A 14923-nucleotide genomic window follows, 5' to 3' on the forward strand; every position below is an offset into this window, starting at 1 on the left:
AGGTGCCGGCGGGCTCACCGAGGGCGGCCGGCAACCCGGGGCGGGGATGCCTGGGCCGGCACCCGGGGCCGTGCCGTCGGCCGCCAGGCGCGGCCGTTGGCGTAGATCACCCGGAAGCCGAGGTACGAGGCGAGGGGTGCCCAGTGCGCCGAGCCCATCCGCAGCTCGGCGGCGTTGTGCCGTTGCCCGTTGGCCAGCACGTCGAGCAGCACGGTCTCGAAGGCGGCCGATTCGACCCAGTCCACGTCCCGGGTGAAACCGCAGACCAGCGCCGCCCCGGTCACGTCGAGGAAGTCGCGCAGGGCGGCGTCGGAGGCGCGCAGCACGGAGCAGCTGCCGAAGTACAGGCGGCGCCCCTCGCAGCGGCCGGCCATCCGTTCGGCCACGTCGGCCAGCTCCACCGAGTCCCAGTCCGTGAGGCAGAGCCGGCTCGGTTCGCCGTGCATGGCGAAGAAGCCGACCCGGTAGTCGGCGTACTGCTTGAGCAGCCAGCGGTCGAGGAAGTAGAAGAGCTCGTCGCGGGTGGCGGCGTCCTTGTGGATGAAACGGATCCGGCTCAGCCGTTCGAGCAGTTCGAGGGTGGGCAGGACGGACCCGCGCTCGTTGAGGTCCCGGTGCCACTGCCCCTCGATGCAGAAGACGCCACCCCGCGCCAACGCCCACCTCCCCCGCCGCGAAGGCCGCCCGGGAAGCCGTGCCCGGTTCCCGAGGCAGACGTTACCGGCTCCGAGCCGCCCAGCGACATCACCCTCGGTGCCACCGGAGCGCGGTTTCCGTCACCTCTGGTCGTCTTTGCGGCCGCACAGCCCGGCCTGGCCTGGATGGGCGATTCCCAGATTTTGGTGCAATTTGCAACAGCCTCTCCTGAACTGCGGTTATGAGAGTAATTCGGGTAAACCCCCGCCGCGCGGTCGACACGGCGTCAGGATGGGTGAGACGGGACATTCCGACCGATGTCCTGATCACCTCCCAATCGAACTCCTACCAGGAGGAATCCTGTGCGCGTCAACACGCTGAAGCGGGTGGCCGTCGCCTTCGCGCTCGCCCTACCCGGGGCCGCGATCGCCACGGTCGTCGCCGCGCCGGCGGCCCACGCCGACGGCTGCTACACCTGGAACCGGACCCTCACCCAGGGGCGCTCCGGGGAGGACGTCCGCCAGTTGCAGATCCGGGTGGCCGGCTGGGCCGCCTACCGGGACATCGTCCGCATCGACGGCAGGTACGGCCCCGAGACGGCCGCCGCGGTCAAACGCTTCCAGTCCGCGTACGGGCTGCGCGCCGACGGCATCGCCGGACCGCAGACCTTCGCCAAGATCTACGAGTTGCAGGACAACGACTGCACGCCGAAGCACTTCAGCTACACCGAGCTGGACAACGGCTGCGGCACAGGCGGCTTCAGCGGCGGTCCGCTCTCCGCGAGCGCGACCCGGGAGAACGCCATACGCACCATGTGGAAGCTGGAGGCGCTGCGGCACGGCCTCGGCGACAAAGCCCTCCCCGTGTCCAGCGGCTTCCGCGGCACCGCCTGTAACCGGCAGGTCGACGGCGCGTCGGACAGCCAGCATCTCTACGGCGACGCGGCCGACCTGACCCCGCGCACCGTGTCGCTGTGCCAGGTGGCCCGGGCGGCCCGCAGCCACGGCTTCAGCGGGATCTTCGGCCCCGGCTATCCCGACCACAGCGACCAGGTCCACGTGGACTCACGCCGGGAGAACAACCGCGACAAGACGTCGAACACGACCTACTGGTCCGCCCCGAATTGCGGGGTCGGCAACAACTGAGCCGACGTCGACGGCGGCCCGACGCGGGGGTGGGGGTCCCTGCGGCGGGCCGCCGTCGCGTCGCCCCGGGCTGGTCGGGCGTGCCCCCGACTCGACCACTCCGGCTCGCGGCGTGCCACGCCGTGAGCCGGAGTGGTCGTCAGCTCGCCCGGGGCCAGCGCGGCCGAGGGGTGGCGGGTGCCGCCGGCCGACCGGTACCGCTGGGCCGGATCGCGGGCGGCACCCCGGGTGCGGCGACCCGGCCGGCCTGGCCGCGCGGGGACTGGGAGGTCGGGGCCGCCGGGCGCGCTGACGGCCCGGCCAGCACGAACGGGAAGGGCACGTGCACGAACGGGTTGCCGTGCCGCACCAGCGCGTCGATCTGGCGCTCGTTGAGGCCGTGCGCCTCCAGCACGCGCCGTCCCCACCGGTGCAGCCGGCAGGGGTACGCGGCGCCGTCGTTGCGGCACTTCGGTCCGGCGGGCCACTCCTCGGCGGCGTGCACCACCACCGCCCGGACCGCGAGCCGGACATCCTCCGGGGTCAGCTGCGCCGGCACCGGCACCTCACCCAGGATCTGATCGATGGGATCCGTCGACTGCTCACCAACTCGCACGGCAGGCCTCCCGCAGCTCGGCAGGGGTGCGGCCGACCCGCCGCACCACATCCTCGCCCACTGGTACGGCCCCCGGGCGGCAGGAGTTCAATCGCGAAAGGGGGTCAGCAGGTCCTCCGGAGTCAGCACCGTGACGCCGTCGACCGACCAACCGCTGCGCGAGACGGCGACGAGCGGGGTCCGCTCGTCCGCCCAGGGCAGTTGGGAACGGTGCCGGAGGAGCCGGCCCAGGTCGTGGGCGTCGAACGGTCCCCGCGCGCTCAGACCAGGCCGGCGTCGTGCACCAGCAGCGCCACCTGCACCCGGTTGTTCAGCTCGAGCTTGGTGAGCAGCCGGGAGACGTACGCCTTCACCGTCGGCACGCTCATGAACAGCTCGGCCGAGATCTCCGCGTTCGTCCGGCCCTGGCCGAGCGCCACGGCGACCTCCCGCTCCCGCGGCGTCAGCGTGTCGAGCCGCCGCAGCGCCCGGTCCTGCCGGGCGTCCGGGCCCGCAGCCGGCATCGGCGCGGTCACGTGCGCGATCAGCTTGCGGGTCACCGCCGGCGACAGGGTCGCCTCCCCCGCCGCCACCCGGCGTACCGCCGCCACGATCTCGGCGGGCGGGGTGTCCTTGAGCAGGAAGCCGCCCGCCCCGGCGCGCAGCGCCCGCAGCACCTGCTCGTCGGCGTCGAAGGTGGTCAGCACCAGCACCTCGGGCGGCTCGGGTGCCGCCCGCAGCGCCGAGGTGGCGGTCAGCCCGTCCACCCGGGGCATCCGGATGTCCATCAGCACCACGTCCGGCGCGTAGGCCTCGACGGCCGCCGGCACCTCGGCCCCGTCGGTGGCCTCGCCGACCACCCGGATGTCGGGCATGCCGCCGAGGATCATCGACAGCGCGGCGCGGACCAGCGCGTCGTCGTCGACGATCAGCACCCGGACGGGGGGCTGGTCGGCGGCGCTCACGCCGCTGGCCAGGGCAGCCACGCGGCCAGCCGGAAGTCGCCGTCCGCGTCGCGCCCGTGCTCCAGCCGGCCGCCGGCGAGGGTGACCCGCTCCGCGACGCCGACCAGCCCGGTCCCGGTGCCCGGGATCGCCGAGGCCGGGTCGCCCACCGGCCAGGGGTTGCGGATCTCCACGGCGAGACCGTCGCCGGGTGCACCGGCCAGCCGGACGACCACCAGCGCCGCGGGCGCGTGCTTGCGGGCGTTGGTGAGCCCCTCCTGCACGATCCGGTACGCGCTGCGCCCCACCGCCGCCGGCACGGCCGCCGCGTCGGCGACCTCGTCCACCACGCTGACCCGTACGCCGGCGGCCCGGGACTCGGCGACCAGCGCGGGCACGTCGCCGAGGGTGGGTTGCGGCCGCTCCGGCGTCTCCTCACCGCCCGGCTCGGTGCGGAGCACGCCGATCACCTCGCGCAGGTCCTGCAAGGCGGCGTGCGCGCTGGCCCGGATCACGCCGGCCGCCCGGGCGATCTCGTCGGGTGGCGCGTCCGGGCGGAACTCCAGGGCACCGGCGTGCAGGCTGAGCAGGGAGATCCGGTGCGCGAGCACGTCGTGCATCTCGCGGGCGATCCGGGTGCGTTCGAGCTGCCGGGCCTGGTCGACCCGGAGCTGCTGCTCGGCCTCGGCCCGGTCGGCCCGGTCGCGCAGGGAGAGCACGAGCTGGCGGCGGGCCCGGACGAACAACGCCCAGGCCACCGCCCCGCCGATGAACAGCAGCGTCCAGGCCATGGTCGCCCAGAACGGCAGCACCGGGTCGGGGCGGATCGCGACGAAGATCGGCGCGGTCAGCAGTTGCCAGCCGACCACCGCCGCGGCCACCGGCAGCGGGCGATGCACCACGACGGTGAAGACGATGATCAGCAGGGCGATCCCGGAGGTGACCGAGAAGAGCGCGACCGGCGCGGTCGCGACCGCGAGCCCGACCGGCCAGCGGCGGCGCAGCCAGAGCGCCACGCTGACCAGGATCCCGACGAGGAGATCGAACTCGTTGAGCCAGGACGGCCCGCGGTTCACCGCCAAGTCCGGCGTGGGGCTCACCGAGTCGCCGTAGGAGATCAGCACCCAGGCCACGGCGGACAGGAACGCCACGCTGTCGATGAGCCAGTCCCGGGCCGTCCGGCGGACCACCGGGGTGGCGGGGACCAGGGAGCCCGGCAGCAGCCAGGGATGCTCGGGTACGACGGCGCTGCTCACCCGTCCATGCTAGGAACGCGGCTCCGGGCGCCACCAGCTACCAAAGTCGACACCTATTGGTAGACCGAGGTATGGCCGGATCCCGACCGTTGCCCGCAGCGCGCGGACGGGTGGCACCGCCAGGCTCGACGGCATGATCGAAGTCGAACACCTCACCAAGCGGTACGGCCCGCACACCGCCGTCGAGGACGTCTCGTTCCACTGCGAGCCCGGCACGGTCACCGGCTTCCTTGGCCCGAACGGCGCCGGCAAGTCCACCACCATGCGGATGATCTGCGGGATGACCCCGCCCACCGCCGGCGGGGCCACGCTCGCCGGGCGGGCCTACCGGCAGCTGCCGAACCCGGGCCGGGAGATCGGCGTGCTGCTCGACGCGTCCGCGCAGCACGCCGGGCGGACCGGCCGGGAGGCGCTGACCCTGGCCGCCGCGACCATGGGTGTGGACCGGCGGCAGGTCGCCGCGAAGCTCGAACTGGTCGGGCTGAACGCGACTGCGGCGAAGCGGCGGGTCGGGGCGTACTCCCTCGGGATGCGGCAGCGGCTCGGCCTGGCGCTGGCGCTGCTGGGCGACCCGCGGGTGCTGATCCTCGACGAGCCGGCCAACGGCCTCGACCCGGAGGGCATCTTCTGGATGCGCGGCCTGCTGCGCGACTTCGCCGACCGGGGAGGCACGGTGCTGCTCTCCTCGCACCTGCTGCGCGAGGTCGAGGCGGTGGCCGACCGGCTCGTCGTGATCGGCGGCGGCCGGGTGGTCGCCCAGGGCGGCAAGGACGAGCTGCTGGCCGGTGCCGGCACCCTGGTCCGCGCCCGGGACCAGCTGGCCCTGCGGCTGACCCTGGACCGGGCCGGCCTGGCGGCGACCGCCCGCACCGACGGCGGTTTCGTCGTCCGGGCCGAGCCCGAGGCCGTCGGCCAGGCCGCCGCGGACGCCGGTCTGGTCCTCGCCGAGCTGCGTCCGGCCGGCAGCGGCGGCCTCGAACAGCTCTTCCTCACCCTCACCGCCGGCGCGTCGACCCAGGAGGCCGTCCGATGACCACGCTCACCGCACCCGCCCCGCAGGTCCACCGGCCGGCCGTGCCCGGGCCGTCGCTGGCCCGGCTGACCGGCGTGGAGCTGCGCAAGCTCATCGACACCCGGGCCGGCCGCTGGCTGCTGATCACCATCGGGCTGGTCGCGGCCGCCATCGTCACCGTGCAGCTGTTCGTGCTCGAGGACGCCGAGCAGACCTTCACCGCCTTCTTCGCCCCGTCGCTGTTCCCGACCGGGCTGCTGCTGCCCGTGCTCGGCATCCTGTCCATCACCGGGGAATGGTCGCAGCGGACCGCGCTGACCACGTTCGCCCTGGTGCCGCGTCGGGAGCGGGTGGTGACCGCCAAGCTCGCCGCGGTGGTGCTGGCGGCGCTGGCCTCGGTGCTGGTGAGCCTGGCCGTCGCCGCGCTCGGCACGCTGGCAGCCCGGGCCACCGGCGGGGCGGGCGGGTGGACGTTCGACTGGCACCTGCTGCCGTACGCGGCCGTGTTCCAGGTGGCGAACGTGCTGATGGGCGCGGGGTTCGGCCTGCTGCTGCTGAACACCCCGCTGGCGATCGTGACGTACCTGCTGCTGCCGACCGTATGGAGCATCCTGTCCGCGATGGTCTCGGCGCTGCACCGGCCGGCGCAGTGGCTCGACACCTCGGTCACCATGGCGCCCCTGCTCGGCCCCCAGGTCAGCGCCGGGCAGTGGGGCCGGCTGGCGGTCTCGCTGCTGGTCTGGATGGTCGTGCCCCTGGTCGCCGGGCTGGCCCGGACGCTGCGGCGGGAGGTGTCCTGACCGTGGTGACGCGGGAGCCAGGCGCCACCGTGGTCAGCGGGGGCGTCGCCGAGCTGGTGGTGATGTGGGCCGGGTTCCCGCTGCTCGGGGCGGGGCTGGGCGCGGGGCTGACCGCGGCGTCCGGCTGGCTGGCCGGCCTGCCCTGGTTCCCGTTCCAGGGCTGGTTCGCGCTACTGGACCGGCTGCCCGAGGAGTGGGCGTACCCGGCCGGGGCGGCGGTGGCGGCGTTGGCCGGCCTGGTGGTCGCCTACCTGGGCACCCGGGAGCGGTTGACCGTGACGGTGGGCCGGACCGGGGTGCGGCTGCACCGCGACGGCCACGGCCAGGATGTCGACCGGGCCACGGTCGCGGGCGTCTTCCTCGACAGGAAGGCGCTGGTGCTGCTGGACGCCGCGGGCGGCGAGCTGGTCCGGGAGACGTCGGACCTGAGCCACGCGAGGCTGCGCGAGGCGTTCACCGGGCAGGGCTGGCCGTGGCTCGCGCAGGACCCGCACCGGGAGGCGTACCGCCGTTGGGTGCCGGGCCTGTCCGGGATGCCGTCCGGGGCGGACGCGCTGCTGCGGGCCCGGCAGCGGGCCGTCGACACCGATCGCGGCGGCGAGGCCGGGGAGCTGCGCGGGGAGCTGGCGCGACTCGGCGTGGTGGTCCGGGACGAGGGGAAACGGCAGTACTGGCGGCTGGTCCCGCGCCCCCCGGACCGCGACGGCGCCGGGCGGTAGCGTAACGAGGTTGTGCTGCCGGTCGCCGAACAGGCAGCGGCCGGCGTGGTCGCCGGGTCGGCCCTACACTCCCGGGTGACCCGCCCCCTCGACCGGATGGGAAGTTCCGTGCGTCGCTGGCCCGCCGCCCTCGCCCTGGTCCTGCTGCTCGCCGGCTGCGGCGGGGGTGCCGAGCCGACCCAGCTCCCGGCCTGGCAGACCCCCTCGCCCATCGCCCCGGCCCCGCTGACGATGAAGGCGGCGAAGGGCCGGTACCTGTCGATCGTGGCGCCGTACAACACCGCGCTGGAAGAGCTGGAGGCGGCGCTGAAGGCCGGCAAGCCGTGGCGGACGGTGCGTGGCCTCGCCCGCACGGTCGCCACCACCAACGCCGCCCACGCCGAGCAGCTTCGGACCACCCCCTGGCCGGCCCAGGCGCGGGCACCGATCGCCGCGCTGCTCAAGGAGAACGACGTGGCGTTGCGGCACTGGCAACTGGCCGCCGAGGCGAACACCGCGGCGGCGCTGATGCGGGAGATCCGCGCCGCCGCCGCGCACGACGGCGGTACCCAGGCCAACCGGGTACGCACCACCCTCGGCCTGCCGGTCTACAAGAAGAGCTGACTGTCGGACGGCGACGGGCCCGCGCCAGACGTGCGGCGCGGGCCCGAAGGGGTACCGGATTACTTGGCGTTGCCGGTGTTGGTCACCCGGAACGTGTAGTCCGCGTCCAGGAAGGTGAGGTCACCGGTCGGCAGGTTGTTGATGATGACGGCGAAGTCGTCCTGGTTGCCGTTGGCGCACTTGGTCTGCAGGCCGCTGGCGGTGAACTGGTCACCGGTGGACCGGTAGACCCAGTTGCCCGCGCCGTCGGTGGTCTCCCCCGGCGAGGTGACGCCCGGGGTGAGGTCGCAGTGGCTGACCACCTGGACCGTCCAGTTGTTGTCCTGCACGCCGGTGGTGGTGAACCAGTTGCCCGCCGCCGAGGTGAGGTTCGCCTCGGCACCGTTGACCTTCACGTCGTCGACGAACCAGCCGGTGTCCAGGTAGGCGGCGTCGGTCGAGTAGCGGAACAGCACGTCCGTCGCGCCGGCCGGCAGGTCGGCGGTGAGGTGCACGTACTTCGGGTCGTCGACGAAGTACCGGCCGCCAGAGGTGCCGGTGAGGCCGTTGCCCTCGGTGTTGTTGCCGTGCGGGTTGTCGTTGCTGGTGACGACCTGCCCGGCGTCGTTGCGCACCGGCACGGTCACCCAGTTGCCGTTGACCAGGGCCTCGACGAAGCCGTAGTCCCAGCCCTCCTCGATGAAGTACCAGCTCCAGAAGTCCAGCGAGGTGACCGCGCCGGAGGTAGCGACGTCGAGGACGTTGTCGTTCTGGCTCTCGTAGCCGGCGTACCAGTGGGTGGTGCCGGTGTGCGGCGCGATCACCGTCTCGTCGTCGCCGGAGAAGGCCAGCGCGACCGTCGGGCCGGGGTTGCGGAACCGCTCGACCGACATGCCGAACGGCACGGCGGTGGTGTCCGGGCGGTTCTTCAGCCGCGCCCACTTCGACTCGGGCGTGGCGCCCTGGTAGCTGCCCCGACCCGCCCAGAAGACGTCGTCGGCGATGTCCATGGTCCAGGTGGTGTCGGCCGGGTCACCGAAGTTGAACGCCTTGATGTCGTAGATCGGCGACTTCTCGTCGTCCAGGTAGACCGCCACCGACCAGTCCCGGAACAACTGCTCGGCGCTGCGCAGGTGCGCGCCGGTCGCCGCGTTGAAGTCGTCGATGGCGTTCTGCACGCCGGTCATGCCGTCCGCCTGCTCCTCGAAGATCTTCTTGATGAGCAGGTCACCGGCCTTGCCGTCGTACTGCTTGTCCGGCGTGTAGGTGCCGTCGCCGTTGCCGCCGGCCTGCTCCCAGAGGTACTGGAAGTAGGTGAACGAGGTGCCGTAGTTGGCCAGGGTGCCGCCCCACCGGGTCAGCGAGGTCTCCTCGTAGAACACCTGCTGGTTGCTCAGGTGCGAGCCGCCGGCGTCGAGCCCGTTGAGGAAGATGGCGAAGTCGGCCAGGCCCTCGTCGACCCAGGACAGCTCGCCCGGGTCGCTGTAGTTGTGCAGCAGGTGCTGCAGCTCGTGGGCGACGGTGCCCTCGTACAGTTCCGGACGGTCGTTGGCCGGGTTGGCGTCGCGCCATGGCGAGTCGTTCGGGCCGACCCGGTTCGCCCAGTCCAGGGCGTCGACCACGATGACGTTCATCCCGTTGCTGTCGATGAAGTCCGGCGCGAAGTAGCCGGCCGTGTACGACGTCTGCGCGCAGTCGTAGTAGGCGTCGTCCTGGATGTTGTAGAGCACCATGACCAGCGAGTCGCTGGCCGGCTCGGCCGGGTCCGCCGCGTCCATCGGACCGAAGTGCTCCTCGTCCACGGCGGCGATCTGGTTGGCGAGCTTGTCGCCGACGTAGTTGATCTCCGCTTGGGTGAGGGTGAACTGCGCCGCCGTGGCCGTGGTGCACGGCTTGAACGCGTCGCCCGGGTTGTGGTCGAACTGCGGGTCGAGGCTGGCCACGCCGACCGGCGCGGTGCCGTTGAGCGGAGTTCCCTTCGGGACGTAGATGTAGACCGGAGTTCCGTCCGGTGTGGCGTTGGCGTACACCCGGGTGAAGTCCTGGTTGTAGGTGCCGCCCGCCGCGCTGTCGTTGATCGGCAGCGTGATGGTCGGCTCGCCGGGAAGGTTCTCGTGATCGTTGGCCTGGGCCGGGGCCGAGACCGTGAAGGCGAGCGCCGTCGCACCCGCCACCACGGCCGCGATCCGGCTCGGTCGTCTCATTCGCACGCGAATGCCTCCTGTGGGTGAGGCGGTGAGTCAGCTCCGGTCACCGCCTTCGGCGTAACAGGTTCATCCCTGGAGATACTGCGCAAAGCAGCAGCTGTTCAGGGGATTGTTAGCTCAGGCAACCATTTGCGACGGTGAGTTGCGAAGCGACGGCAGGTCACAACTGCGGCACGAACGGCCGTCACACACCGCCGTACGGATGAGCCCGGACCGCACGGGCGACCCGGCAGGATTCTCAAGCCGGTCGGATCCGGCCCCTACCTCTCGTCCTGCTGGCCCCCTGGCATCGGGGGTGCCTGAATTCGCGGGATGTGGCCGGTGAGGCCGGCGAGCCACACGTCGACCTCGACGAGGCGCAGGACGCCCCGGCTGGGCTCGCCATGCTGGATGATGTCCCTGGCCTGGTCGACGACACCATGGGCGGGTGCCGGGGTGGCGACCACGTGGTCGATTCGGCCCCGCGGCAACTGGCCGGCCAACTCGGCGTACGCGGACCGCAGTCGCTGCGCCCAGCCGACCAGCTGGGCCGCGGGGTCGGGCCAGGGCGCCAGGACCCCGGGTCGATCGCGGGCGAGGAGCACCTCCGCGCCGTGGAGGATGCGGTTCCCCGCAATGAGCAGCAGATCCCAGTCGATGGTGGACATCCGCGGGTCGTGGCGCTCGGAACGGTAGTGGGCGAGGGCGGCTTCGGTGAGTTTCTTGCTCCGCCGCGTCGCGTCCATCGCCTCGGGCGTTCCGTCCTTCCCGGCGAGCACCTTCACGGTGTGCTCAATGGTCTTCGCGGCGGCTGCGAGGTAGGCGGCGGCGTTGCGTCGCAGTTCGCCGGCGGCACCGCGCGGCCAGAGCAGCAGCCCGGCAAGGATGCCGACCGTCGCCCCGATCGCGACATCCACCACGCGGGCCCCGACCAGCTGCCAGTTCGGCGGCGAGAGTTGGGCGAAGACGAAGATGAGCAGCAGTGTCATCATGGCCTGCGCCCAGCCCAGGCCCAGCACCGGACCGACACCGAACGCCAGCACCATGGCGACCGGCAGCAGCGCGGCGTAGATCGCGGGCGCCGGGGAGCTGAGGAGCAGCAGACCGCTGGCGACGGCAGCGATGAGCGTACCGACCACGGCGCGACCCAGCGTGGTGCCGGTGTCAGCGGCGGACGTCCGCATGAGGGTCAGGATGGCCAGCAGCACCCAGAAGCCGTGAAGCAGCTCGAACGTTCCGGCGATTGTCCGGGCGGCGGCCAGCGCCACGGCAAGCCGCACCGCTTCGTCGAAGTACACCGAGCGCGGGGTGAGGTGTACCCGGAACTGCTGCCAGTACAACGACAGGGCACTGCGCCGGGCGTACCAGAACAGATCCGGTCCCGCCGCCGGGCGCACCACGGCCTGCCTGCTCAGGGCACCGCCGGCCAGCCGCGCAGCGGTCGCGAAGACACCGGCGAAATGCACCACAGCCTCGGCGATCGCGCCGACCCGCAGTCGAGTGGCGTCGGCCGACGGCCACGCCTGGGCGAGCCCGCCTTCCCGGCGCGACACCGGCGGCGCCAGCTGGTCGTCCGCGCCGGCTGCCGGCGCCTGCCAGAGGGCGCCGATGGAGCGGCGGACCGATGCCGCGCACTGCCGCAGCAGCCGCGCCCCGTCGGCGTCCCCGATCTCCTTCGTTCTCGGATCGTTCGCCAGCGACTCGGCGAGCGCGAGCAGTTCGTGTACGGCGGCGGCAGCGTCGCGCAACGCGCGGTCCCGTACGCTCGCCGACGTCGGCCGCTGCGTTGCCGGCAGGTGCGATACCCGTATCTGGTCGACGGCACGGACGGCCTGAGCCTTGCGTCGCGCGACCTCCTCGCCGGCGCCCTGCCCGGACATCACCTCCGCGATCGCATCGAAGAGCGCGGCGACGCACCGCGCCGCGTCGCGCAGGCGCTGCGGGAAGGCGACCGGTGCCGGGCCGGGCCAGAGCGCCACCTCGGCGAGGCTCACCAGCACGATACCCAGTGTCACGCCGGCCAGCCGGGCCGGAAGGGTGGCGGGCTGATAGGGCGGAAAGCAGGCCAGGATGTAGAAGAGCTGGAAGGCGTTCGCCAGCCCGACCAGACGCGGGCCGCCGACGCCGGCGAACGCCACCGCGAACCCGATGACCAGCATCCCGGTCGCCGCGGCCCAGGTGCTCTTCGCCAGGACGGTGCCGACAGCCACGAGCAGCCACGCCATCGGCAGTGCGGAGAGCAGGGTGCGTGCTCGCTGGGTCGGTGCGCCCGGCAACTGGGCGAACACGCCGGTAGCGACGGTGCCGAACAGCGCGTACGTCGCCAGGACGGTGTTGCGGAGACCGTACCGGCAGCCGTAGAAATTGACGGAGGCGACGAGGGTCAACCGTGCGCCCTGGCGAATTCGCCCATATCCCGGATCCCGACGGTGGAGCCAGTTCAGCGCGCCGTCTCTCCATCGCGCCTGCTTCCGCCGAGACATGTCCACCTTGACGCCTTACCGGGCCCGTCCGGGGCCGACGACCCCGCGAGCGGGCTTTCCCGCAAGTCGGTCCCGGAAACCTCCGTCGTTCGGACGGTCACACTCTCGCCCGGCTGATCCCGGCCTGCCCGGCCGTCCCAGTTACCGCTACCGTTCCAGTCGGGGAGGTGACGGTGTACGTCGTATCGGTGATCAACTACAAGGGCGGGGTGGGCAAGACCACCATGACCGCCAACCTCGGAGCCGAGCTGGCCAACCGAGGGATGAAGGTGCTGCTGATCGACCTCGATCCGCAGGCCAGCTTGACGTTCAGCTTCTACGAGCCGGACGACTGGCGGGACCGGCTGCGCGACGAACGCACGGTCAAACGCTGGTATGACGGCCTGCGCGGGGACACCGAGAAGGTGACCCTCGGCGAGTTGGTGGTCTCTCCCGGCCCGGCGAACGCGCAGCTCAAGGGGACGGGACGGCTCGATCTCATCGCGTCGCACCTCCAGCTCGTCGACATCGACCTGGCCCTGGCCCGGGGCGTGGCCGACGGCGACGAGTACGACGCCGAGCTGTTCCGGGTGCGCGGCTCGCTCGACCAGGGGCTGCACGACCCGGCGCTCGATCCGTACGACCTGGTGCTCATCGACTGCCCGCCGAACTTCAACGTGGTGACCCAGTCGGCGATCATCGCGAGCGACCATCTGCTCATCCCGGCGAAGGCCGACTATCTGTCCACCCTCGGCATCGACTACCTGCACGGCAACGTGCGGGAGCTGGTCGACCGGTACAACGCGGATTCCCGCCGGTTCGCCAAGATCCGCCGCCACCACAAGGTGGCGCCGGACATCGCGGGTGTGGTGTTCACCATGGTCCAGCTGATGGCGCAGCGGCCGGTCGCCGCCCACCAGGGCTACCTGGATCAGGTGCGGGCGCTGGGCGTGCCGGTGTTCCCGACCGCGCTGCGGGAGAACGTGACCCTGTTCGCCACGAACACTCCGCGCGGGGTGCCGGTGGTGCTGCGGGACCGGGTGACCGCGCCGGCGGTGCGTGCGGAGCTGCGCCAGATCACCACCGAGTTCCTGGCCGCCCTCCAGCCGGATTCGGCGCCGAAGTCCCCCGCCACCGTCAGCCCGGGCGCGGCCGGAGCCGAGGTCGCGGTCGGGGCCGAGGTCACGGTCGGGGCCGAGGCCGGAGCCACGGCCACGGCCGGGGTGGACGCATGACCGAACCGACGCGGGCGGTGCTGGCCCGGGTGGCCGAGTTCCTGGCCGGCCTCTCCGCCGCCGAGGTTGCCGCCCTGGCCGAGGGACGCGCCCGGCTGGCCGTGCTGCCCGCCGCCGACGCTCCGACCCCGGCCGTCGCCGCGGACGGCAGCGCCCCGCCCCGCCGGGCCGCCGCCCCGCACGGTCACGTCACCCCGGGACCGGGCACCGCCGGGACCGGCCCGACCGGTGTCGTCCCGCCCGTCGCCATGGCGACGCCGTCCAGAGTGGATGTCGAGCGGGCGCACGCCGCGCTGGCCGCCATGTCGCGGCGCGACGACGGTACGGCGTACCTGTCGTCGTGGACGGCGCGGGAGTTGCGGGCCCTCGCCGCCCGGGCGGGGCTGCGCGGAGTGGCCGGGCTGCGGAAGATTGAGCTGGTCGAACGGATCGTCGACCGCACCATCGGCTTCCGGCTCGACTCCACCGCCATCCGCCGGCGCTGAGGCGCGACGCTTCGGCGCAGCGACTGGGGAGGCCCCATGTCGCCGTCCCGTCTCGCGGCACGCGTCGTCGCCCCGACCCTGGCCGGCGTGCTGCTGGTGGGCGCCGCGTCCGGATGCGGTACCACCAGCGACCGGGTCGAGGCGCGGCTGGTCGACGGGAAGCTGACCCTCCGCTTCGGACGGACCTGCCCGGTGGGCATGCTGACCCTCACCGACCCGGCGCGTCGGCCAGCGGCACCGACGGGCGTCGGTCGCGGGCCCTAGGCTGGGTGGTCGAGGGACGTCGAGGTGAGGAGGCCCGGGATGGCCCGCTACGCCGCCCTGCTGCGCGGGGTCAACGTCGGCACCGCCCGGCTGGCGATGACCGACCTGCGCCGAATCGTCGAGGACCTCGGCCACGAGGACGTGAAGACGTACCTGCAGAGCGGCAACGTGGTCTTCACCAGCCCGCCGACCAAGGACGACATCCTGGCCGAGGGCATCGCGCGGAAGCTCGCCGACGAACTGGGCCTGCGCGTGCCGGTGCTGGTCCGCCGCGGCGGTGAGCTGGCGGCGGTCGCCGACGCCAGCCCGTACGCGAAGAAGCAGGACGACCAGACCCGCGTGCTGGTGGCCTTCCTGTCGGCCAAGCCCACCGCCGCCCGGGTCAGGGACCTGACCGTGCCGGCCGGCGAGAACATCGAGTACGAGGTGATCGGCCGGGAGATCCACCTGCACTTCCCGGACGGCGGGTACGGGCGGACCAAGTTCACCAACGCGTACCTGGAGAAGAAGCTGGGCGTGGTGGCCACGACCCGCAACTGGAAGTCGGTACTGGCCCTGCGCGACCTGACCGCCGACTGAGCGGAGGGGCTGGCCCCCGTTGACCCCGGCCCCTCCGCCAGCGG

General features: G+C 72.7%; 15 protein-coding genes. 9 read left to right on the forward strand and 6 right to left on the reverse strand.

Annotated features, from left to right (window positions below; all coding sequences use genetic code 11):
* Positions 1 to 14: 14 nt before the first annotated feature.
* Complete coding sequence (locus tag ACFYOS_RS17220; RefSeq protein ID WP_387141884.1) at positions 15 to 656, reverse strand: DUF6642 family protein; 642 nt, start codon at positions 654 to 656, stop codon at positions 15 to 17.
* Between the two features lie 342 nt (positions 657 to 998).
* Here ACFYOS_RS17220 and ACFYOS_RS17225 point away from each other — a divergent pair, with 342 nt between their 5' ends.
* A complete protein-coding gene (locus tag ACFYOS_RS17225) occupies positions 999 to 1781 on the forward strand; it encodes a D-Ala-D-Ala carboxypeptidase family metallohydrolase (protein WP_387141887.1) in 783 nt (260 codons plus the stop codon).
* Positions 1782 to 1920: 139 nt separating this feature from the next.
* On the opposite strand, the gene ACFYOS_RS17230 is transcribed toward ACFYOS_RS17225, so the two are convergent.
* The 3 genes from ACFYOS_RS17230 to ACFYOS_RS17240 all read right to left on the reverse strand — a co-directional run bounded on the left by ACFYOS_RS17230 (position 1921) and on the right by ACFYOS_RS17240 (position 4555).
* Positions 1921 to 2376, reverse strand: coding sequence for a hypothetical protein (locus tag ACFYOS_RS17230; RefSeq protein WP_387141890.1), 456 nt, complete (start codon positions 2374 to 2376; stop codon positions 1921 to 1923).
* A 260-nt stretch (positions 2377 to 2636) separates the two neighbouring features.
* Positions 2637 to 3245 carry a response regulator gene (locus tag ACFYOS_RS17235; RefSeq protein WP_387142041.1) on the reverse strand — a complete coding sequence of 203 codons (609 nt, stop codon included), beginning with the start codon at positions 3243 to 3245 and terminating at the stop codon, positions 2637 to 2639.
* 71 nt (positions 3246 to 3316) lie between these two features.
* Positions 3317 to 4555, reverse strand: coding sequence for a sensor histidine kinase (locus tag ACFYOS_RS17240; protein WP_387141895.1), 1239 nt, complete (start codon positions 4553 to 4555; stop codon positions 3317 to 3319).
* 133 nt (positions 4556 to 4688) lie between these two features.
* Here ACFYOS_RS17240 and ACFYOS_RS17245 point away from each other — a divergent pair, with 133 nt between their 5' ends.
* From ACFYOS_RS17245 to ACFYOS_RS17260, 4 genes are all read left to right on the forward strand, one after another.
* Complete coding sequence (locus ACFYOS_RS17245; RefSeq protein WP_387141898.1) at positions 4689 to 5588, forward strand: ABC transporter ATP-binding protein; 900 nt, start codon at positions 4689 to 4691, stop codon at positions 5586 to 5588.
* Positions 5585 to 6367 carry an ABC transporter permease gene (locus tag ACFYOS_RS17250; RefSeq protein ID WP_387141900.1) on the forward strand — a complete coding sequence of 261 codons (783 nt, stop codon included), beginning with the start codon at positions 5585 to 5587 and terminating at the stop codon, positions 6365 to 6367. Before ACFYOS_RS17245 ends, ACFYOS_RS17250 begins: the two co-directional genes overlap by 4 nt.
* A gap of 5 nt (positions 6368 to 6372) precedes the next feature.
* Positions 6373 to 7086 carry a hypothetical protein gene (locus ACFYOS_RS17255; RefSeq protein WP_387141903.1) on the forward strand — a complete coding sequence of 238 codons (714 nt, stop codon included), beginning with the start codon at positions 6373 to 6375 and terminating at the stop codon, positions 7084 to 7086.
* 96 nt (positions 7087 to 7182) lie between these two features.
* Positions 7183 to 7689 (forward strand): hypothetical protein, encoded by a 507-nt coding sequence (locus ACFYOS_RS17260; protein WP_387141906.1) that lies wholly within the window; start codon positions 7183 to 7185, stop codon positions 7687 to 7689.
* Positions 7690 to 7748: 59 nt separating this feature from the next.
* Here ACFYOS_RS17260 and ACFYOS_RS17265 read toward each other — a convergent pair whose 3' ends face one another.
* The gene (locus ACFYOS_RS17265) at positions 7749 to 9872 is read right to left on the reverse strand and encodes a hypothetical protein (protein ID WP_387142044.1); all 2124 of its coding nucleotides are present in this window, start codon (positions 9870 to 9872) and stop codon (positions 7749 to 7751) included.
* Positions 9873 to 10135: 263 nt separating this feature from the next.
* Positions 10136 to 12337 carry an FUSC family protein gene (locus tag ACFYOS_RS17270; protein WP_387141909.1) on the reverse strand — a complete coding sequence of 734 codons (2202 nt, stop codon included), beginning with the start codon at positions 12335 to 12337 and terminating at the stop codon, positions 10136 to 10138.
* 167 nt (positions 12338 to 12504) lie between these two features.
* On the opposite strand from ACFYOS_RS17270, the gene ACFYOS_RS17275 reads away from it, so the two are divergent.
* Genes ACFYOS_RS17275 through ACFYOS_RS17290 form a run of 4 tightly spaced genes read left to right on the forward strand, consistent with a single transcriptional unit; the run spans position 12505 to position 14879 of the window.
* Entirely contained in the window at positions 12505 to 13551 is a 1047-nt protein-coding gene (locus ACFYOS_RS17275; protein WP_387141913.1) for a ParA family protein, read from the forward strand.
* Positions 13548 to 14036 (forward strand): hypothetical protein, encoded by a 489-nt coding sequence (locus ACFYOS_RS17280; protein ID WP_387141916.1) that lies wholly within the window; start codon positions 13548 to 13550, stop codon positions 14034 to 14036. The genes ACFYOS_RS17275 and ACFYOS_RS17280 overlap by 4 nt, the downstream gene beginning before the upstream one ends.
* A 36-nt stretch (positions 14037 to 14072) precedes the next feature.
* Positions 14073 to 14300 carry a hypothetical protein gene (locus ACFYOS_RS17285; RefSeq protein ID WP_387141919.1) on the forward strand — a complete coding sequence of 76 codons (228 nt, stop codon included), beginning with the start codon at positions 14073 to 14075 and terminating at the stop codon, positions 14298 to 14300.
* Between the two features lie 39 nt (positions 14301 to 14339).
* Positions 14340 to 14879: a DUF1697 domain-containing protein gene (locus tag ACFYOS_RS17290; RefSeq protein ID WP_387141922.1), complete on the forward strand. Its 540-nt coding sequence runs from the start codon at positions 14340 to 14342 to the stop codon at positions 14877 to 14879.
* The last annotated feature ends 44 nt before the right edge of the window (positions 14880 to 14923 follow it).

This window comes from Micromonospora sp. NPDC005806, assembly GCF_042871425.1.
Lineage (GTDB): Bacteria > Actinomycetota > Actinomycetes > Mycobacteriales > Micromonosporaceae > Micromonospora.